The organism is Hymenobacter sp. 102 (genome assembly GCF_049949205.1).
Classification (GTDB): domain Bacteria; phylum Bacteroidota; class Bacteroidia; order Cytophagales; family Hymenobacteraceae; genus Hymenobacter.
The window spans coordinates 4,657,337-4,677,488 of sequence record NZ_CP188172.1 but is presented as its reverse complement, the minus strand read 5'-3'; the positions used below and the strand labels follow the sequence as shown (position 1 = coordinate 4,677,488).

Sequence of the window (20,152 nt, the reverse complement as noted above, 5' to 3'; positions counted from 1 at the left end):
TTTTTCCTTAACACCGTATACAGATAATTGATAACCTTCTACTTATAAAGCTCTTCTACAGTTCGTCGTACTTAGTAGCCCTTCCCTTGGCTTTATGGGATGGATACTTCTCTGCATTGCGGGCCAGCTTCTCGCGCATCAGCTCGGCGATGTCCCAACCGTATTTATCGGCCAGTTGAAAAGCGTAGAGCAGCACGTCGGCAAGCTCTTCCCGGACTTTGTCGGGGCTGGCCTGCTCGGCCGTCTTCCAGAGGAACTGTTCGTTGAGCTCGGCGGCCTCGATGCTCAGGGCCAGTGCCAGGTCCTTGGCGTTGTGAAACTGCGCCCAGTCCCGCTCATCACGAAACTCGCGCAATTGCTCCAGCAACTCGTCGATCGGGTTACTCATCCTTGCCCTTGTGCATGGCCCGGGCCATTTCGAGTTCCTTACCAAAGTCTAATCCCGTGTCCAGGCTCGGATCCAGCTGCTGGAAGCCAGTATACATGCCCGTGAGCAAGTGTAGAGCTGAATACTTTTTGCCAGGTACCGAGGCCAGGTTATACTTCTGGGTGGAGTCCTTGGGGTCCAGGCCGGAACGGCCCAGCATGGCAATCTCGAAGGTGATATCCTGCACCTGCTGGCGTGACTTACCGTCGAAGTGCTGGAGCCAGTCCAGGCAGTAGAACATGACGGCCATGCCGCCGGCGGGGCTGTCGGCGAAGGACATACGGCCCTGGTGGGCGTCAGCGGGCTCAGGCTCATCGAGCCCCAGCGGGTCGCGCTCGATGCGGGCCAGCAGGTCTTCGGGCGACGCCTGGCCGGCGGGCTCTTCGGTGGGCACCGAAACGGGAGCCGCCTCGGGGCGGGCGCTGGACTGGCCAGCGGCCTGCTGCTGACGCAGGGTTTGCTCGTCCTGCAGCTCGAAGTAGGCGCCCATACCGAGGTCTTCGCCCCAGTGCTGAAGCAGCTCATACTCCTCGCCGGGCTGGCGGTCGGTGCGGTACTCCAGATACTCGGCCCAGAGGCGCTCGGCCTCTTTTACCTGCAGCGCGGGGGCCTTAAAGTCGGGCACGGCGTTGTAGCCGAACAAGTCGCGAAACTGCAGGGCCATGACCAGGTTGAGGACGGTGCTGGCCTTGTGCACGGCCGGGGGCGAGTACTCGGCGGCCTGTTTGTTGCGGATGGCCTCGATCGATTCCTGCAGCAGCTTCAGCAGGGACAGGAACTGGAGGGGCCGGGCTTCGGGGTATTCTTGGTAGAGAAAATCCTCGATGAACAGGTCGATGGGCTGGTTGTAGATTTGGCGCATCATGCCCTCGAACAGCCCGTCGATGAAGCCGGTAATGTTCTGCTCCTTGAAGCCGGCCTTTTGCAGCTTCTTGAGCTGGGGCTCGGCAGCCCGGATGAACTTCTCTTTGCCCCGGCTTGAGGTCGTGAACAGTAGGTTGCCGCCGCTCTCGCGGGCCTGGAGCACGAAGTCGAGGTGGACGATTTCGTGCATGATCAGGTGCTCGACGGCTGGGTAGTTGGGCTTGAAGAGCACTTGGTGGTAGCGGCGGCCGTAGTTTTCGGCAATTTCGAGCTTGGCGGCCGTGGGAATGAGCGGGTCCTCGTCGACGCGGATCTCCAGTCCCGCCCGGTTCTGAACGACTTCCTGGTATTCGTTGGCGATGGCGAAGGTGTTGGTGCTGTGCAGGTACTTGGTGGCCGTCTCGGTGGCCAGGGCCAAGCTAGCCCGCAGGATGGGGTCGCCGGGGCGGGCGTTGCGCAGGGCGCGGGTGGCAAAGTCGAACGCTCCCTCGTAATCACGGCGCTGCTGGCGCACCATGGCCAGGGCGTAGAGCGTGTTGGGGTAGTCGGGCTCGATCTCGTGGGCAATTTCAAAGTAGCGCTCCGCTTCCTGGGCCCGGCCCATCTGCATGAGATTACCGCCAATATTGTTGATGGCAATGAAATCACGGGGGTTAAGAGCCAAAGCCTGGTCGTAGAAGGTCTTGGCCGACTTGAGGTCCTGCTTTTGGCGGGCGTAGATGTTGCCGGCCATGATCAGGGCGTAGCCGTTGCGCGGATCCCAGCGCAAGGCGTCAATCAACGCGTTCAGCGCCTCGTCGGGCTGGCCCAGCTCGGAGAGTACCTGGCCCAGCACGCGGTGGTACTCGGAGACGGTCGGGTTCTGACTGATGAGCTGCCGTAGGCGCGGCAATGCCTGACGGAACTGGCCAGCCTCGCAGAGGCGGAGAACCTTGTCGTATTCCGCTTTCTGGCTAGTAATGGCTTTGGTGTCAATCTTTACTTCCACCATGGCCCCCTTGATGGTAACGGTGGGGCGGTAGGGACCAAAGGTGTAGAAGTCGGTGAGGTGCTCAACGAGCAGCTCCGGGTTTTGGCCGAAAACCTGGGCGTCCGGAAAAAGGCTGTAAAGAAAGTCGTTGAGTGGATGTTGAATAATCATGTAAAGGGCCCCGGCTAATTGCGGCAGAAGACAAAGGTACTGTAATCAGCGAAGCAGAATTTACCACTTACCGTCTGGATCATGGATTGACAGGTCCAGGAAAGCTTCGTTCGCGTTGCTTAGATCGCCCTGCAGGGTGGTAACCCCATTGACTAGCTCCTGTATGGGCTGGCGGGCCTGGCTAAACACCTCTAGCCCCCCCAACAGGTCAATAACTAAGGGTTCGTAGAAGGCCAACACAATTCGGTAGAGGTGCATGCGCTGGGCTAGCGGCAGCGGGCTGTTGACTAGCAGGTACAAGAGCATACTCAGCGTGGCGCGGAGTACTTTGGTTTCGCTGTCAACTCGTTGGAAATAATCATAGACCAGCCGTTGAAACGCGTAGCCCTCGGTGGTTACGATATCCTCTAATGAGTACCGAGCTTGTATGAGCGTAGGCTCAGGTAAGTAATTGGGTTTTATAAACTCCGGTAAATCAAGATGCTGAGTCAGGTCCGCCGGCCCTTCACCCTGCAGCGGCAATCGATCTTTGATGCGTTGGGCTTCCGTTCTTAGGTCGTCGATAATCTTGAAAGCCGTACTAATCGTGTTTTCATTGGCGCTGCGCTGTTGCTCCTCCGCAAAATGCTGGATTTGAATCTGATTGGACAGAAACTGTTCCCGCAGGGAAAAATACACTACCAGCAGGCCGGTGAAGTTGAGCACGGGCCCAGTAATGCCACCGATGGTATCCCCGATTGGGCCGGTTTCAGCGAAGCTGATGCCGGAGTGGAAGTGGGTCAACGCCCAAGGAAGCACCAAGGATAGAAGAGCTCCCAGCACTATGGTCCACACGGCCCAGCGGGTAGTATTGGATAATGGAGTCTGCGCTAATGACATGTAGCGGAATGTAAAAGGATAGCACTGCACGGATTACAGCGGGCCAGAGGGCTTAGGTAGTCAGATGTTTTCCGCCGGAAGAGACTCGTTTACGGAGACGTACCTGGCCAGCGCCCCTTGATGCACTTCGATCATTTGCTTGCGAAGCGCAGCTGGGGCGAGCACCGTTACATCGCTGCCAAAACTGAGTAATAGCGAAACCAGCTCACGGTTGGGAATCAACTGCAGCCTAACTTCCACGGATCCGTCGGCTAAGGGAGTGGATCGCTGGCTGCCGTGCAAGGGCTTGGTGAGGACGTACGGCGCCCGAACCTTAGTAAAACAAAGTCGAATCTCTTCCACTGGCTTGTTGGCCGCCACGGAAGGGCCGATAACGTGCTGGAAGTAAGTAGGTGCATCCGGACAATGGTCAGGCCAGTAAGTGCCGGCGGTACCTTCAACCTGAGTAATTCGATCCAACGCATAGTTAGACAGGCACTGCTGATCCTGATTGTAGGCCAGCAAAAACCACCGATGGTTGAATTCCTTGAGCAGGTAGGGGTGGACTGTTACCGGGGAGGCGCCCGCGGCTCCGAACGGCTGGTAGGCTATTTGCAGGACGCGGCGCGTGCGAATGGCCTCGTAGAGGGGCCGCAGCTTGTCAGCGCCGGTGTAGTCCGCTACCTGTTCGAAGTGCAACGCAACGGGACCGGCCGGCCGGCCGTGCAGGTTGACTTGTTTTTCCACGCGGCTCACGAGCGCATCCAGCTCCTGACTCAGACCTAGGCCCTGGAACTGCTGCAGCACGGAAAGTGCCTGGCGCAATACGTCGGCGTCGTCTACCAGCAGCGGACTCTGGTGGATGGAGTATCCCGGTTCCGTGTAGCGATATACTCCCGCTTTGCGATCAAACTCAATGGGCGCATCCAGGCCGGAGGAGCCCCCCAGCTTCATGGCTTGCAGATCCATGTCCAGCTGCCGCTGGCTCAGGGGCTGGCCCGTGATCTCTAAAAACTTTTCCGTCACCTCCTCTAGCAGTCGGGCCCGGGTCCAACGCACCTTATCCCGGCACAGGCATTCGTCGATTAGGCGATAGCGCAGGGGGGCATTTTTGGAGACCGGCATAAAAAAGATAAAGTTTTTTGCTCACTGCAGATAGGCTGCAATAGGGGAGGGGAAGTTTGTCGCAACGATACGCAAAAAGGGCTTCTGCCGCACGCTATCGCGCCAAATAGCTGCCTGGTCGCCGTCCTGAAAAAATATTTTTCAGCGGCGCGGCCACCGCAAATAGGCTGCAATCAGCGCGCTCACCTTTGCCTCGCTCTTCCACTAGAAACTGTCTGCTATGCACCTGTACCACTCCACCGCGACCGCTCCCTCAACGCTGCATATCTGTTCCAGCCGCGACTTCAGTGCCAGCGTGCAGCAGCGCATCCACTGCGCGCTTACGCAGGGCATCAGCGCGCTAGAGCAAACCGTGGGCGAACTTCTCCAGCACCAGCGTGCAGGGCAAGGCGACTGCCAGACGCTGGGTAGCATCATCGCCGAGTTAAGCCGCCCGGATTCGCTGCGGCTGCTGCTCTCGCAGCTGTTGTGCGATGGTCCGGCCCTGACCCGGGTGCAGGAGCACTCTTACTACCACCACAATGGCTTTCGTAAGCTGGTGCTGTTGCAAAACGCGGCCTTCAAATTGCGCCTGCACTTGTGGGAGGCGCGCAGCGAGCGCCACCACGAGAACATTCACGATCACCGCTGGAACTTTGCTTCGGCCTTGCTGGCGGGCCGCTTTCAGACCGTGATCTGGGAGGAAGACGCCCAAGGACCAGAAGTGCGACTGGATTGCACCTACACGCCGGCCAGGGAAGGTAGCGTCTACGGCGTGCGCGAAAACGGCCGAGTGCGGCTGCGCCCGCAACGGACGCACACGCTGCAGGAGGGCGATATCTACTACATGCCGGCGAGCACCTTGCACCAGGTGACGGATCCGGGTGAAGGCGCCACCCGCACGCTCATGCTGACGGCTACGCCAGTACTGGAGGAATGCAAGCTCTACGCCGAGCATTCCATTCCGGAGGCCGACAAGATCAACATGCCCTTCAGCTTGTCGGCCATCCGGCAGGAGCTAATTGGATTGTTGGGGCAGACTTGCTACCAGCCCGCCCTTGCCGCCTAACAAGTACAGCCATGTATATCTGTTTAGAAGGGTTAAAGGGCAGCGGTAAATCCAGCCTGCTCACCGCAACGCAGCAGCTACTGACTACGCGCCAAATTGAGTTCGCGCTGGTGGAGCCCACGCGGCCCGTACCGGCGGAGAGCAGCTGGCCGGAGCGCTTAAGCGCGCAGCTACCGTGTCTACGCCGCCTAGATGCCTGGAACGAATGGCTGTACGCGCACCGGGCCCGTTACGCGGCGGCAACCGCTTGCTGGCAGCAGCCGCTGGTGCTGGGTGACCGCAGCGTGGTAACTAGCTACGCCACGCGGTGGCGCAAATGGGGCAGCCCGCACGAGTGCATTCGTCGGGTAGACCGGCTGGAGGCCCGGGTGCCGGCGCCGGACCACGTCGTGTTGCTGGACGTCGAACCGGAACTGGCCTGGGAAAGGGCCCGGGCACGGGGGCGTTGCTACGGACTGCATGACGAAACCTTGCCGCGCTTACGGGCGACACGGGCCGCATACGAGGAAATCGCGGCCTTTCCCGTGCCCCGCCTGCAGCATACCCAGTGGCACGTGCTGGATGGTAATCAGCCGCCGGCGGCCCTGCTGCAGCAATGGTGGGCCTTGATGCGCCGGCTGACTCCTGACGCTCTTTTCCATACCGAACTCAACCTGAATTCCACACCATGAAGTACTACATCACCGAGGCCGGCAAGCAGGCGCTCGAATCCAAAATCACGGCCCAAGGCCTGAAAATCCGCAATATCCAAGCTGAAAAGAACATCGCCTACAGCGCCAGCGGCGACGGCTGGCACGATAATCCGGGCTACAACCAGCTCATTCAGCTGGAGGAGCGGGCTATCACGGAGCTGAAAAACCTCGAGAAACTGCTGGCTACCTCAACCCTGTGGCTGCGAACGGACCGCAACACCGAACAGATTCAGATTGGCTCCATCGTGCGCTTAGCCATGCAAGGGGCTCGGGACCGGGTGCCGCGGGAAGTGATTTACGAGATTGGGGGCCACGGCGAATCTGATTTGGGGCGCAACCTGATCAGCTACACTTCCCCCATCGGAGCAGCGCTGTACGAGCTGCTGCCCGGCGCGGAAGTCGAGGTGCAGATTCCAGCGGGCAAAACTCGGCTGCGCATCCTGCAGCTGTACCAAAATTGGGAAAGCACCCGCTTGCTAGCTCTGTAGTGTTCTTAAAACCGATTCGATAACGGTCATCTTTTTTGCGATGTGTTTCCCTTTCCTGCATCAGCTAGTGCAATCAGGTCATTTATTGCCCGGCCCCACGAGGCACTCGCAAGAGCGGGAGCAAAGCAGCAAGGAGCGGCTCGAGCGCCTGCCGAACCGAACCTACCTGCAGAACTACGATTTATTGTTTCGCTATGTGAATCTATGGCTCGGGAAGCGGGGATATGAGCTGAGCAACAGGCAGCCACACCAAGTTCTGGCTCGGGTTTGTGCATTTTTGGACTCGACTGCTGCAGTACAGGAAATGATCCGGTGCCGGCATGCGATGAAATACACGGGTGAGCCCCCTACTTTGGAAGGTAGTGCCGCTTTAGCTTCCTTGCTAGCGCGATTGCAAAAAAGCGTAACTGATCCCGTACACCCGTCCGAACACAGCTTTTAAGTATAATCAGTTAGCTGCCAGTTTTTTTAATCTTTTCAACTCACTTTGCATCAAAACATGGTAAATCCCCCCGGTAACTGCCCCCGGTGTAATGGCAAAGGCACCATTTCCAAATACTCTTATGTGCAAAAAGGCGTGTGCTTTCGCTGCAAAGGCACGGGAACAGTCGAATTATCCTTACGCGAAGAGATGAAATTAGCTATCCGGCAAGCAAGGCAGGAGCAAAATGCCGCCTTCTTGCACGATGAGCTGCGGGCAGAGCTAATAGCCGAGGCCAGAGCTGCAAACAAGCTAGAGCTGATCCGGGAGCTTTATCCTGATCTGGAGAGCGAAAGGAATGAGGTAAGTAGAAATGAATTCTAATTGATTTTAACAGGGCATGTAAGATGACCTGTTAAACATGATAAGAAAACCGTTTCCGCTGCATTACTTGCGGTGATAAACTAGAGAATATATGTCGAGCTTCGGCATGTAGTAGCGTTTTGAAAGTGCCTGCGGAAAGACTTTTGACCTCGTGCGGCGTTGCGCCGTGCTCGTAGTTGACTGGTTCGGTAACGAGCCAGTTAAGCCAACGGCAGCGATGATCAACCTACTCACCCCCCATCTAACGGCGTCTAACTGGCTGCTTAGATCAAGGAAATGAGAAAATCATGGCTGTAAGTCTGCTCATCTGCTGAACACAGTGAGATCATGTCTTGACTTGAAACAGCAAGATATAAGACTGGAAAACATCCAGCAGGCACTTTCTTAACGCTTTATCTATTTACATAATGGCATCCACACCTGCTGATGATAGTTCTGTACCTGGCTCTAAGCGAGAAGTATCCGGGCTGCAGAAGAGTGAGACAAGCAAAGAAGCACTACCAAACAGTGAACCCGCTAATGCGGAGCAGTCAACAGATGAGAGGCCGCAGGCTGAAGCACTGGAAGATTATTTAGCGGCGTTTGATGAAGCCGACATTGCGTTAGAGCCGGATTATTCTATGATAGATGATCTCTTCCCCGAGCTAGATGATTTCTTCCTGCAGGATGTAAGCCAGCTGATCACTTCTCCGGATGAACTCCCGCAAGCTACCTGGCAGATAAACGCACTCGCTGATCTTGTCGAACCCTTCCGGCAAGTTCGGGACGCGAAGACGCTCGCGTGGGTTTTGAACGCCGCTATGCCCTGGCATAGCAAGCAACATCCCTCCGCGATCACGAAACCGATTAGTGCCAAAGCGCTTAATTATTACGCCTACAAGCAGGAAGGGAGGCGCTACCGCACCTTTCAGATTGCGAAGCGGGCAAAGGGGGAGAAGCGCGAAATCAAAGCCCCCAAAGACGGTTTGCTACGGGTGCAACGCCTGCTGCTGCTGTGCCTGACGACCGTTTTTGGCTGGGTAGATGACGCGGCCCATGGTTTCGTTGCGGGCCGCAGCGTCCTAACCAATGCCACGCCCCATACCGGCCGTCGCTTCGTATTAAACCTGGACTTGCAGGACTTCTTTGCCAGTACTCACTTCGGACGGGTAGTTGCCGTGTTGCAGCTGCCCCCTTTTGGACTGAGCAAGGATGGCGCTCATCTAGTAGCTAACTTATGTTGTGACCAAGGAGCTTTACCGCAGGGAGCGCCTACTTCCCCCCTCTTGACAAATGTTGTGTGTCAACGACTGGATCGCCGGCTGGGCCAACTGGCTAAGCAGTTTCGCTGTCACTATACCCGGTACGCGGATGATCTGACCTTCTCCAGCGATCGTCACGTCTTTAGTAAGAAGTTTCACACCACCCTGAACGCTATCCTGGCCAGGGAGGGGTACAAGCAAAACCAGAAAAAGCAGCGGCTGCAGACGCCAGCGATGCGGCAGGAAGTGACGGGGGTGATTGTGAATGACAAGCCAAATGCGCCGCGCGAGTACGTCCGTCAGCTCAGGGCCATGCTCCATAACTGGGCTACTTATGGCTACGAAGCAGCTACGACAAAGCTTCGCGAAGGCTACGGGGAAAGTAAAGCCTACGGCCGCCACCAGGGGCGCATACCCAAGTTAGAGCACGTGGTGGCCGGGAAAATCGCTTACTTGGGAATGGTGAGAGGAAAAGAGGACCCGATGTATCTTCAATTTGCTCACCGCATGGCATTATTAGTCAACGAAGAGTATAAGCAAACATCGGTGCTGCTGGAGCTTCTGCGCAGAACAGAAGAGTTTTTATGAGTGATGACGAGATCAAATCAATTCAAGACCACATCAATCAATTTAAGCTGCCCGTAGGAACATCGCAGCTGGTAACGGAGCTGCAAAATCGGCTGACGGCAATTAAAGTAAAACGCCAACCGATGGTTACCGCGCCCGATCAACAGAAAGAGATGCTGGCTGCAACAAGTGACCCATCCACCACGGATCTGCAGGCGCTAGGAACCCAAATTAAAGAGTATTTTGAGCAACTGAGCGGGCGGATGGGAGAGCAGCTAGCTCAGCTTGCGGGGGTGGAAGAACAGCCGGCATCCCTGCTGTACGAGAAAATAGAAGACCCGCGCGTTCGGCGCCAGCTGCTGGCCGATAACATGCGCATGGAGGGCGCCTTACGACGAGTAGAATTTCTGCCTGACTTCCACGAGGAGCAGGCTTTTCGGCGTTTTTGCACCTTTGCGGCCTTCCAAGTCGAGGAAATGCTAAACTACTATTACTTTCTCCGGTATGGCCATGATATACCAACGCTAATAGCCGATTTTAAGCAGCTAAGGGTGGACGTCAAAGGGTTTGGTGATGATGTAAAGAGTATTAAGTCGATCGATCAGATCCGCACGTACGTCAAAATAAAGGCCTATAATCAGGAGATATATGGGATGCACTATTCCATTTACAATACGCTGGCTAACATCAGAAATATGGAAGAGCATCGGTGTACGGTGCTATTAAACTCAACGGAGGCACTGCCCAGTCATGAGAACTTTGCAATGCAAATGATTCGTGAGCGCAACCATACCAGCGTGCGGGATTATCTGGCCCGTATGTATAATAACATAACTAGGTAGCAGCATTTGAAAACGTACCTGTTTGCCTGGAACCAGAAGCTATTTCCTTGGTCAACGTACCAAGAGGCGGCGACGCAGCTGGCCGAAGAAGGAAAAGCAACTATTAGGTGGAGTTGCGGCAACACTAAAGTCATTGCCCCTGGGGATCGGATGTTTCTGGTTAAGCTCGGTAGCTACCCCAAAGGGCTGGTCGCTTCGGGCTTCATTACGAAAGCGCCATTTTACGCGGCTCACTGGAAAGACCCCCAGCAGCAGACGTTGTTTGTTGAAGCGGAACTGGATTGCTTATTTGATCCGGCGACCGAAGCGATTCTGGGGCTGGATATTCTTTCCACGGGCAACTTAGCGGCGCAACGGTGGACACCGCAGTCGTCGGGAGTAGCCATCAAGCCGAACGTAGTTGATGAACTGGAAGCCGTCTGGTATGATTTCCTTTCTACAACCAAACGCAGTCCGGCGGGATTCTTTGCCCAAGGTCCTCAGCCGGCTAACTCCTTCATGGAGGGTTCCCCTAGCCAGATTACTTTGACCAGATACGAGCGTAACCCTTACGCGCGAAAAGTATGCTTACAGCAGTACGGCTATGCTTGCGCCGTGTGCCAATTCAATTTTGAAAAGGCGTATGGCTCGCTGGGAAAGGAGTTTATTCACGTTCACCACCTCAATCAATTAGCCCATATCGGGCAGGCGTATAGCATTGATCCCATCACAGACTTACGACCCGTCTGCCCAAACTGCCACGCTATGCTCCACCGCACGAAAGCCGGCCTGTCGATTGAAGAATTGCGCGCTCGATTGCGGGTTACCGTTACTTACAACAAGTTGTCGGAGCACGGTGGAGAATAAGGGCCAGTGACGGGCGGATCACCAGCTGGCCTGCACTGCATATCATAGGCGGACATTTTCACTTTTCTCGCCCTTGGTTAAATAGATTCCGACTGGTCGTTTAAGAGCGTAAGTAGCTCGGCTTCTACCGCGGGCCACGACTGGTTTAGATTGACGGTAACAACGTGGACGCGGCTTTGCGTACCGGGCTGACGGTAGCTGACACGTAAGCTTTGATCTACCACGGGATAAAGCAGCATGCTCTCAACGGGCTTGTCGACCTGCTCGTGTTGCAAATGATGCTGGTAGGCAAAGAGTTGATAAAGGTGGGCCGAGATCAGCCGTTGCTGGTTATGGTGCTGCACTAACGCCTCCTGGTAATACTTACAATCAATGAGAATGGTGCGGTTCGCACCCTCCAAAACAAGATCCGTAAGCATGGTAGGAAGTAGACGCTGTGCGTGGTCACTTTCGGCTTCTAGCTGCCACTTCAGCCGGCGTCCACTAACGGCGTAGTGCGGAAAGTGGTGACGATAAAAGCCGCGCACGAAGCCCTCAAACAACTGGCTCATTTGCCGCTCATTGCGGTGAAAGTCCTGAAATAGTCGCTCCCCGCTCTCCTGGGTGGCCAGCGCTTGCGCGTAGATGAAGTGACAAATACTGAGCAGAAACCCGTAGTAGGCGGTATGGCGATGCAGACGCACCTGTTCAAAGACCCGTTCATCGCGAATTGGCACCAAGGAGACCTCCGCAAAGCGCAGGTACAGACTGCGCAGGCCAGTGTGAATAGCGGAGGGAAGTTGATCCACGGTAAGCAGGCGATGCAGGGTGGCCTTAATCAGCTGATTGGGCAAAATATCCACGCTGAGCTCGTCGAAAGCACAAACGGCTTGTGCCTGCTGCAACGTCCGCTGGCGCACCGATTCACCAAGCAAGAGCTTGCCCCGTAATCGGGCCGTGACTTGTTCCTGAAACACGTAGTCGCGGGCCAAGCCGCGTTTGACCACGTGCGTAACTCCGCGCTGCAGTACGCGCGCAAGCAAGTGTAGCAGGGGCAAATCCGCCTCTTCGGCAGTCAGGCTGACGTGCTCGGCCTCCGCTAGGTGGTGCCAGGCGTAGGTAAGCAGATGGTAAATGTTCTTAACCGGTATGCTCATTCTTGCAGCAGGGCGTCGGCCTCATTTTCCGCTCGACGCTCGTCTTCAAACCAGTACTCCCGCAGGGTAGGGCGTAGCTCGTGCTCGACGATGTCGCGCCACCAATCGCCCGGAGAGCCCAAGGCTGGCGTGCAGAAGTAACTGTGACCAATGAGAAAGCCACTACCGAGATTTTTATCCGTCAGGATTGTTTGGTTAAGCCGTTGAACACGCTGCAGCACTCGCTGGCTAAACTCAGCCGGAATACGCAGCGATTCCAGATGGGCTACTAACTTATCATCCAGCACAGGCTTCAGCTCCAGGAAATTAAAACGCCGACGCAAGGCGTAGTCTACCATGGCCAGCGAACGATCCGCCGTGTTCATCGTGCCGATCACGTGCAGGTTACTGGGTAGAAAGAAAGGGTCCTCTCCTGCCCGCCGATACGTTAGCGGCACGGCATACTCGGGTCCGCGCTTATCGGGCTCCAGCAGCAGCAGCAGCTCTCCAAAGATTTTGCTGAGGTTACCGCGGTTTATCTCGTCAATGATAAAGAAGTAGTCGCGGGTAGGATCATGCTGGGCTCGCCGCACAAAGTCGACGAATACACCATTAGCCAGCTCAAAGCCGCCGTTGCCATCAGCCTGGGGGCGCCAACCCCGAATAAAATCTTCATAGCTGTAGCTCTGGTGAAACTGCACCATTTGTACCCGCTCATTATCCTGACTGCCCATTTGCAGCCAGGCTAAACGCCGGGCCACGAATGTTTTGCCCACGCCCGGGGGGCCCTGGATGATGATATTCTTTTTGCGCTTTAGGGCAGCCAGCAGCTGTTCCAGGGTAGGAGCGCTCATCAAAAGCTCCTGGAGGGCTTTGCCCATCTGGTAGCGCTTGACGTCCAAGTTATCCGTGTCTAATGCGGCCAGTTGCAGGGCCTGGTACTGCGACCTGGTCAGGGAGAGGAGCATTTCATGCCCTGACTGCCAGAGGTGATGCTCGGCTAGCTCCGGTACTTCTTGCAGCTCCGCAAACAGGACTTCCCGGGGAAAAAAGCGCACTACGCGTAGCGTGATAACTTCCATGCCCCCATCGTCCTCGTGAAGTTGCTGCGTGACTTGCAGCTCCGCTTTAAGTCGTTGACTGGGTAAGGCCTCACAGGCCAGCACCTGATCACCCGGTTGTAACTGTCGTAGCAGTTCGTAGTCACGGCGTTTTCTGCCAGCTGGGGTGTGCGTTGGAAGATGGTAGAGCTGACCGACGCTGAAATCAGCAAGGCGCCGCTGCGTCGCGTACATCGCCAGCCACCAGTACCAGATGTCGGTTCGCGGCCGCGGCGCTTCTTGAGGCTCAGGCGTGGGCGCCGGGGCCGGTACAATCACCGTAACCGGAGGTGAGGAAGCCGGTAATGCAGGGGCGGATGCGGGGGTACCTTGAGCCAGCTGCGGAAATTGCTGGAAGAAGGTATTGGCCGCCACCGCATGCAGTATTGGCGTAAGCTGGGGCACTTGCGCTTTGCTGCTTTGCTCAATCTCGTCCCAGCGAGTAGTCCGCACGAAGCTTTCCGTGTCCGTAAACGGCTGGGGCGCCAGCGTGAGGGATTCGGTTAAGGCCCAGAAAACAGCGTACGTGTGTTTGTGTTGCGCCGCGTTTGGCGTGTACGTGTACCGTCCAGTTACAATTCCAATGCCCAAGCTTACCTGCGCATTGGTGAAAGCAACCACGATATCCCCGGGTTTAACTTGGCGAAAGGCGTCCAGGGTATTGAGTACTTCATCCCGGTTACTTTCATCCAAGGCCTGATACAGTGCCGTTCGGGAAGAATAGGTGCGCAAATCACCCAGTGAGTCAGGCACTGGAATGGTGATGTATTGTTGGTCTCGAAAGGTATTCCAATCTTGCCGGGCAAGATCCACTTTTACGCTCCACCGATTGGTGATCAGTCGCTTGCGAGGAAGGGATCTCTTGGTTGCAGTTCCTAGTATGCGGTCATACAAGGCCTCGGAATTGACTTGGTATCTGGCAAAGGGAGCCTGCGGAAGACGGGGCGCCGGCTTGCTAGGAAATGATTGGCGCATCTGCGCAATTGCTGCGTCAATCAAGGGAATGCTCTCGTCAAGCAACTGCGTGATAGCGTGCAGTAAATCAACGGCGTTGTCTATATGCTCCGCTGGTTGATAAGACAAGTAAATCCCCCCTGATTCGGGATGAGCCCGGTGCCAGGGGTACAGGAGCTGTTTATTAATCTGGGTTGCTAGACCCGTTGCTGGGTTGGCTTTGGTGGAATCGGCAATGAGGCCAAAGATGCAGTTAAGCGACAGGCTATAAGAGCCATCGGAGCGCACTTTGACCCGATAGAAAATGCGCGTTCTGGGAGAATCCTGGTAATTAAAGTCCCAGAAAGTAAACTCCATCTGCCCCTCCGTTAAATGCGTCGGGCTGCTATCATCTTTTAGCAACTTGGTGCGGGACAGATGAAAGACATCGTTGGGGGAAACCTGAGTGCGATTCAGTAGGTGCCGGTAGACGGCATATTCGCTCTCATAATAGTAACTCATGAAAGAAACGCGAGATAAGGCAGCGAAAGCATCGCCGAAGAAACGGGTGGCTCCCGACCAGACCAGTCAGGAGCTAGAAAATAAGCTCTAAGTTAAGCGCTCCTTGCGCAGCACAGTAGCAATGGCACGCCTTTCCGTTAGGGGGCTTGGAAGTATATACCTGGAGTAGAGATAAGACCACCTGGTGCCAACTAACCCATCAGCGGGGTGAGCGTGGCCGACAAATCGCTTGGGGGCTGTAATGGGGGGCCTTTGAAGTTAGAAGTATCCTGACGCGTTGGCATCGCCAAAGTGGCTCTGGGAATTACGATTTGGTGGAGCGGCGGGCCTTTTCGTTTGGACGGGAAGAAGGTGGGGTGCCCTCCATCAGCAGCTGGTATTTGCGCACCTTACGTTCTTCTACTCCTAGCAGCAGAGCGGCGCGACTTTTAATGCCTCCGCAGTGCGTGAGCACCTTGCAGATATGTTGCCCGATAACGTCTTCCAGTAACAGGCTGCTGGAGTCGCCCTGGGCAGTTGTCGTGCGAATTCGGGTCGGTAAGTCCTCAAGCTCGACGGTAGCGCCGGGCTCACTGAAAACCAGCAGGTGTTCCACGACGCTTTCCAGTTCCCGCACATTCCCCGGAAAAGAGTAATCCAGGAGCTGGCGCCGCGCGCCGGCGGCCAGGCGCAGTGGCTCATGCTGCAATTGTCGGCTTTTGAAAGCTACTAGCCAGGCCAGCAGCTGCTCGCGATCAGGGCGCGGCCGGTCACGCAGCGCCGGTAGTTCCAATTCCGCCACGGCCAGGCGGTAGAATAAATCCCAGCGGAAGTGGCCGGCGCGGCAGCGCTCCTCCAGCGCCGCATTGGTAGCCGCAATGACTCTCACGTCAACGGTGCGCGGCGTGCCGCCCAAGGGCTGAATTTCGCCGGATTGCAGCACCCGCAGTAGAGTCAGCTGCAGGGCGGGGAGATGTCGCCAATCTCGTCCAGGAATAGGGTGCCGCCGTGCGCTTCTTCAAACAGGCCCTTGGTGTTTTTCTCCGCGCCGGTGAAAGCGCCTTTGCAATAGCCAAACAAACGCGACTCCAGCGTCGAGTCCGTCAGGGCGGAACAGTTGATGGGCAGAAAAGGCTTGCCCGCCCGCCCCGACTGCTGGTGCACATACCGGGCTAAGTGCTCCTTGCCAGTACCACTTTCGCCCCGGATGAGCACGGTGACCTTGTCGGTTTGAGCCACCTTCCGCGCCCGATTGTACACGGGCTGCAGGGCTTCCCCAATGAAGTAATCGGTGGCCTGGGTTTCTGGGACCGCGCTTGTGAGCTGAAGCTGCTGCTGGCGCAGAATCGCGGTCACAGGCGTGGCCGTGCGCTCTACCTCAATGGTCAGGATTTCGGGCTTGCCGTTGGCGCTGAACTTGCCGGCCCGGGTCTGCACTAGGTGGGTGCGCAACACCCCTTGCTGGTGTACCAGGTACCAGGCCAGCTGCATGGCCGAGGTGCCGGGCGAGAAGTAGAGCGTCAGTTCATGCTCAGCAAATTGCTGCAGCCAGGTCTCCACCCGGCTGCGGATGGCATTCACGTCGATAACGTCGGATAGCTCCAGCAGCGTCGGCGTCACTTTATGCCCGAAGCGGGCGACGATTTCGTCCGCTAATTGCAGTGCATCCTTTTTCTGATCCGCAGAGGAGTAGAGCAGCAAGTGAGCTGAGTAATGGCCGCGCGTAAAGAAGTGCTCGTGAAACTGTAGGGTGGGACCTTGGGGGTTGAGTTGCCGCTGGCCCTGCTGGTCGACAAAGTCATTGTTGCGCGCGAGCCAGGAAATGAAGTAATGCTTCATGGGGGATACAGCGAGGGGATCAAAAAGCAGAAAAACGACCTTATAAGAGCTAGCAGCTGAGTTAAGGAAGTCGAGTGACTGGATAACAGAAGTGCAAAAAGCGGGCGCGACATCTTGGCTGCATGCACTAGTCGCCTACTGCAAATAAAGCGAGTATTGCTGGTTTAAGGCTCAATGAGTACCGCATCTTTGGAGGTGTTACCGCATAAATTGCGGTAAAAATTTAAGAGCGTATTCTGGTTAAACACCCTAATAGTGAAATGATTTTGTTGGTAAAATATTGAAAATAAATGCGTTGCAATATTTTTAGTCGTTTGAAATAGGATGCAGGTATTGGATGGCGTGATTATCGAAAAGGGTAACGGTACCCAGCAGCTACTGCAGCGCTCCTGCTCATCAGCACTGGTTAGGCTTTTCACCAATTCCTTTTTCAATATGTTTAGTGCTACCCCCGCTCCCCGCTCCATTTACACTACCAAGGCGTTTGCCGCTGAACTGGCCCGCCTGAACGAAGCCCAGCGTACCGCCGTCGAACATCCGGATGGCCCCGTACTGGTCGTCGCTGGCCCCGGCACCGGCAAAACGCAGTTGCTCGCCGCCCGGGTGGGCTGGCTGTTGCAGCACCCTGACCTGCAGGTGCAGCCGCGGGAAATCTTGTGCCTGACCTATACTGAGGCGGCGGCCCACAACATGCGGGAGCGTCTGCTGCGCTTTATCGGCCCGGAGGCCAACCACGTAGCCATTCACACCTTTCACAGCTTCAGTCACCAGCTTATCCAGGACAACGCCGACTACTTCGGCTACCACGACCTGGCGCCGGTATCGGAGCTGGAAACTGATGAAATCCTGCGGGCACTGGTGGACGGTCTGCCGGCCGGCCACCGGCTGCGGCGGGTTGGGGCGGCGGCCTACTACGAGGTGCCGCGCCTGCGCCAGCTGTTCTCGGCCATGAAGCACGAGGGCTGGAGCCCGGCGGAGGTCCAGGCAGCTATCGCGGCCTACATCGAAGACATTCCCAATCGGCCGGCCTTTCAGTACCAGCAGGCCAATGCGACCCGGGGCATTGCCGCGGGCGACATGAAGCCAGAGCTGGTAGCGGAAGAAATTGACCGGATGGGAGTGCTCTCAAGTGCCGCGGAGCTGTTTGACCCCTTCTGCGCGGCCTTGAAGGCCCGCAGCCGGTACGACTACGACGACATGCTGGGCTGGACCCTGCAGGCGTTTGCTGAGCAGCCGGGCTTACTGCAGCGCTACCAGGAGCGCTACCAACACATTCTGGTGGACGAGTACCAGGATACGAACGGGGCGCAAAATCGTATCTTGCACCACCTGGCGGCGTACTGGCCAAATCCCAACCTCTTCGCCGTGGGCGACGACGACCAGAGCATCTTTCGCTTTCAGGGAGCGAGCGTGGCCAACGTGCTCGACTTTACGCGGCGCTACCCGGACGCGGCGGTAGTCGTACTGGAGGAAAACTACCGCTCCTCCGCGCCCATTCTGCAGCTGGCCTCCACTCTCATCGCTTACAACCAGGAGCGACTGGTAAGGCAGATTCCCGGCCTGACCAAGGAGTTGATGCCGCGCCATGCGCAGTTTGCCGCCAGTGATGTTCAGCCCCAGCTGCGGCGCTACACCACCCCCCTGCACGAAGCAGCGCACATCGCGGCGGAACTGCAGGCCCTGCAGCAAGCGGGTTTCCCCCTGCACCAGTGCGCGGTCATCAGCCGAGACCACGGCCAGGTGGATTGCCTGGCCCGCCTACTCGCCGCCCGGGGCGTGCCTTTTGCCCGCAAGCGCCGGGTGAATGTGCTCACGGAAGAGCCCGTGGCGCATGCCTTGCGGTTGATTCTGGCCTACGTCGCCGCCGAAACTGAGCGACCCCACGCGGGGGAGGGCCAACTGTTCTCGCTGCTGCACCTGGATTGCTTTAAGCTTGCGCCCATTGCGTGCGTGCGTCTGGCCGCCGGCCTGAGACAGCACAACCGCAACCTGGGCGGTGAGCTGGCCCTGAGCTGGCGCGAATGGCTGCTCCGGGTCGTGGACAGCCCCGAGCTGGCCGCGCAGCTCCAGCTGGGAGCGGAAACTCAATTGTACCTGACCCAGGCCGTGCAGCAGCTGGAGCGCTGGATTTCGGCGGCCGCTAGCCTGCCGGTGGCCGTGCTGGTTGAACGCATCTGCCTGGAGAAGCTGCAGCCTTATCAACTGGCCGTGCATGCCCAACCCCGCCACTTGCTTGACGTGATGCACACGCTATTGCAGTTCGTGCGGACCGAAGAGCGGCGTAATCCCCGCCAGCGGCTCGCCCAGTTTTTGCTCGTCTGGGATATGCTGGCCAGCATGCGCGAAGGCCTGGTGTTGGAACAGTTGAGTGGCTCGGCCAATGCCGGTGTGCAGCTGCTCACGGCCCACGGGGCTAAGGGATTGGAGTTCGAGCGGGTCTGGCTGATTGGCTGCCAGCAGCAAGTCTGGGTGAAAAATTTCACGGGGGCCACGTATAAAATACCCGACACGCTTTCCTTGCGCCTGGCCAGCGAAACCGCCGTAGAGGAGGCCCGGCGCCTGTTTTTTGTGGGCATCACCCGCGCCCAGGAGCACCTAGTGCTGTGCACCAGCGGTCAAGCCGAAGATGGCAAGCCCCTGGCGGAATGCCAGTTTCTGCACGAGCTGGTGCAGGCTGCCGGCTTAACGCGCACGGCCATTAAGCTCACGCCGGAAGAGCTGCAGGCAGCCCAGCAGCAGTTGTTGCCCCCGCCCGTCGGCGCGGCTACGCTCCCGGACGCAGCCTTGCTGGATGAGCTGCTGCGCGATTACGCTTTGAGCAGCACTCACCTGAACGCCTACTTACGCTGCCCGGTGAGCTTCTACTACGAGCACGTGCTGCGGGTCCCTTCGCCCCGCTCGGAGTACCTGTTCTTTGGCAACAGCATCCACTACGCGCTGGAGCACTGCTTTCGGCAGGCCCAGGCCGTCGGCAGCCCGGGCTTCCCTTCGGCTCAGGCAATGGCAGACTGTTTTGAAGACCACTTCCGTCGCGTGCGCCACGAGTTGCCGGAGGCCACCTACGAGCGCTCCCGTGAGCATGGCCTGGCGCTGGTGCAAGCCTACCACGCCCGCCACGCGGCGGCGTGGGCCACGAGTTCGGTGGTGGAGCATACGGTGCACCGGGCTACGCTACCCGGCAGCGGTATTCAGCTTACGGGCAAGCTCGATCGCATTGACGTTCGCCCCGATGGGCGCGGCCATGACGTGTTGGATTACAAAACCAGCAAGTGGAAGAAATATGAGCCCAAACGGCTGCCCGCGCGATTTGCGGCGGGCACGCTGGCGGACTGGCGGGCCGATGAAAAAGCTCGGGGTGGGGATTACTGGCGCCAGGCCGTCTTCTATTACCTGCTGCTCCAGCACGACACTGAACGGCGCTTCACGCCGGCCTCCGTGGCTTTTGAGTACGTGGAGCCGGTACCGGAGCTTGGCCAGCCGGCGGAGCACAAGCGCGAGTACGTGCGCGTGACGCCGGCGGACGAAGCCGCGGTGCTGGCGCAGATTGAAGCGGTGCACGGAGCCATTCGCAACCGGGAGTTCACGCAGGGGTGTGGGAAGCCGGAGTGCGCCTGGTGCCAGCTGAATTCTTGAGACCAAAGTACCGGCTGGGTATATTTACCGAGCCGGTACTTTGGCCTATCTCGAAATGTCAAACCATCCTGTAAACTGCACCTATAA

The 20,152-nt window shown here is 57.3% G+C and carries 14 protein-coding genes and 1 pseudogene; 8 read left to right on the top strand and 7 right to left on the bottom strand.

From position 1 onward, the window contains the following. Nucleotides 1-55: 55 nt before the first annotated feature. The 4 genes from ACN19L_RS20265 to ACN19L_RS20250 are packed head-to-tail and all read right to left on the bottom strand — an operon-like array spanning nucleotide 56 to nucleotide 4,415. Nucleotides 56-388, bottom strand: a complete 333-nt coding sequence (locus tag ACN19L_RS20265; RefSeq protein WP_426491264.1) for a nucleotide pyrophosphohydrolase — start codon at nucleotides 386-388, stop codon at nucleotides 56-58. After that, complete coding sequence (locus ACN19L_RS20260; RefSeq protein ID WP_426491263.1) at nucleotides 381-2,432, bottom strand: tetratricopeptide repeat protein; 2,052 nt, start codon at nucleotides 2,430-2,432, stop codon at nucleotides 381-383. Before ACN19L_RS20260 ends, ACN19L_RS20265 begins: the two co-directional genes overlap by 8 nt. Nucleotides 2,433-2,492: 60 nt before the next feature. Then, nucleotides 2,493-3,311, bottom strand: a complete 819-nt coding sequence (locus ACN19L_RS20255) for a hypothetical protein (RefSeq protein ID WP_426491262.1) — start codon at nucleotides 3,309-3,311, stop codon at nucleotides 2,493-2,495. Between the two features lie 60 nt (nucleotides 3,312-3,371). Continuing rightward, the gene (locus ACN19L_RS20250) at nucleotides 3,372-4,415 is read right to left on the bottom strand and encodes a helix-turn-helix transcriptional regulator (protein ID WP_426491261.1); all 1,044 of its coding nucleotides are present in this window, start codon (nucleotides 4,413-4,415) and stop codon (nucleotides 3,372-3,374) included. 220 nt (nucleotides 4,416-4,635) lie between these two features. Here ACN19L_RS20250 and ACN19L_RS20245 point away from each other — a divergent pair, with 220 nt between their 5' ends. From ACN19L_RS20245 to ACN19L_RS20215, 7 genes are all read left to right on the top strand, one after another. Next, nucleotides 4,636-5,463: a cupin domain-containing protein gene (locus ACN19L_RS20245; RefSeq protein WP_426491260.1), complete on the top strand. Its 828-nt coding sequence runs from the start codon at nucleotides 4,636-4,638 to the stop codon at nucleotides 5,461-5,463. An 11-nt stretch (nucleotides 5,464-5,474) separates the two neighbouring features. Continuing rightward, on the top strand, nucleotides 5,475-6,134 hold the full coding sequence (locus ACN19L_RS20240; RefSeq protein ID WP_426491259.1) for a hypothetical protein: 660 nt from the start codon (nucleotides 5,475-5,477) through the stop codon (nucleotides 6,132-6,134). Beyond that, nucleotides 6,131-6,643 (top strand): GreA/GreB family elongation factor, encoded by a 513-nt coding sequence (locus ACN19L_RS20235; RefSeq protein WP_426491258.1) that lies wholly within the window; start codon nucleotides 6,131-6,133, stop codon nucleotides 6,641-6,643. Before ACN19L_RS20240 ends, ACN19L_RS20235 begins: the two co-directional genes overlap by 4 nt. Before the next feature lie 499 nt (nucleotides 6,644-7,142). Beyond that, nucleotides 7,143-7,448 carry a hypothetical protein gene (locus ACN19L_RS20230; protein WP_426491257.1) on the top strand — a complete coding sequence of 102 codons (306 nt, stop codon included), beginning with the start codon at nucleotides 7,143-7,145 and terminating at the stop codon, nucleotides 7,446-7,448. A 407-nt stretch (nucleotides 7,449-7,855) separates the two neighbouring features. Beyond that, nucleotides 7,856-9,277 carry a reverse transcriptase domain-containing protein gene (locus tag ACN19L_RS20225; RefSeq protein WP_426491256.1) on the top strand — a complete coding sequence of 474 codons (1,422 nt, stop codon included), beginning with the start codon at nucleotides 7,856-7,858 and terminating at the stop codon, nucleotides 9,275-9,277. Continuing rightward, complete coding sequence (locus tag ACN19L_RS20220; RefSeq protein ID WP_426491255.1) at nucleotides 9,274-10,098, top strand: hypothetical protein; 825 nt, start codon at nucleotides 9,274-9,276, stop codon at nucleotides 10,096-10,098. Before ACN19L_RS20225 ends, ACN19L_RS20220 begins: the two co-directional genes overlap by 4 nt. 6 nt (nucleotides 10,099-10,104) lie before the next feature. After that, complete coding sequence (locus tag ACN19L_RS20215; protein WP_426491254.1) at nucleotides 10,105-10,944, top strand: HNH endonuclease; 840 nt, start codon at nucleotides 10,105-10,107, stop codon at nucleotides 10,942-10,944. 77 nt (nucleotides 10,945-11,021) lie between these two features. Here ACN19L_RS20215 and ACN19L_RS20210 read toward each other — a convergent pair whose 3' ends face one another. The 3 genes and pseudogenes from ACN19L_RS20210 to ACN19L_RS20200 all read right to left on the bottom strand — a co-directional run bounded on the left by ACN19L_RS20210 (nucleotide 11,022) and on the right by ACN19L_RS20200 (nucleotide 16,084). Then, entirely contained in the window at nucleotides 11,022-12,080 is a 1,059-nt protein-coding gene (locus ACN19L_RS20210; protein WP_426491253.1) for a 5-methylcytosine restriction system specificity protein McrC, read from the bottom strand. Beyond that, nucleotides 12,077-14,614: an AAA family ATPase gene (locus ACN19L_RS20205; protein ID WP_426491252.1), complete on the bottom strand. Its 2,538-nt coding sequence runs from the start codon at nucleotides 14,612-14,614 to the stop codon at nucleotides 12,077-12,079. Before ACN19L_RS20205 ends, ACN19L_RS20210 begins: the two co-directional genes overlap by 4 nt. A 304-nt stretch (nucleotides 14,615-14,918) precedes the next feature. Next, a pseudogene (locus ACN19L_RS20200) lies at nucleotides 14,919-16,084 on the bottom strand (sigma 54-interacting transcriptional regulator). 783 nt (nucleotides 16,085-16,867) lie between these two features. Here ACN19L_RS20200 and ACN19L_RS20195 point away from each other — a divergent pair. Continuing rightward, entirely contained in the window at nucleotides 16,868-20,065 is a 3,198-nt protein-coding gene (locus ACN19L_RS20195; RefSeq protein WP_426491251.1) for an ATP-dependent helicase, read from the top strand. Nucleotides 20,066-20,152: the final 87 nt, after the last annotated feature.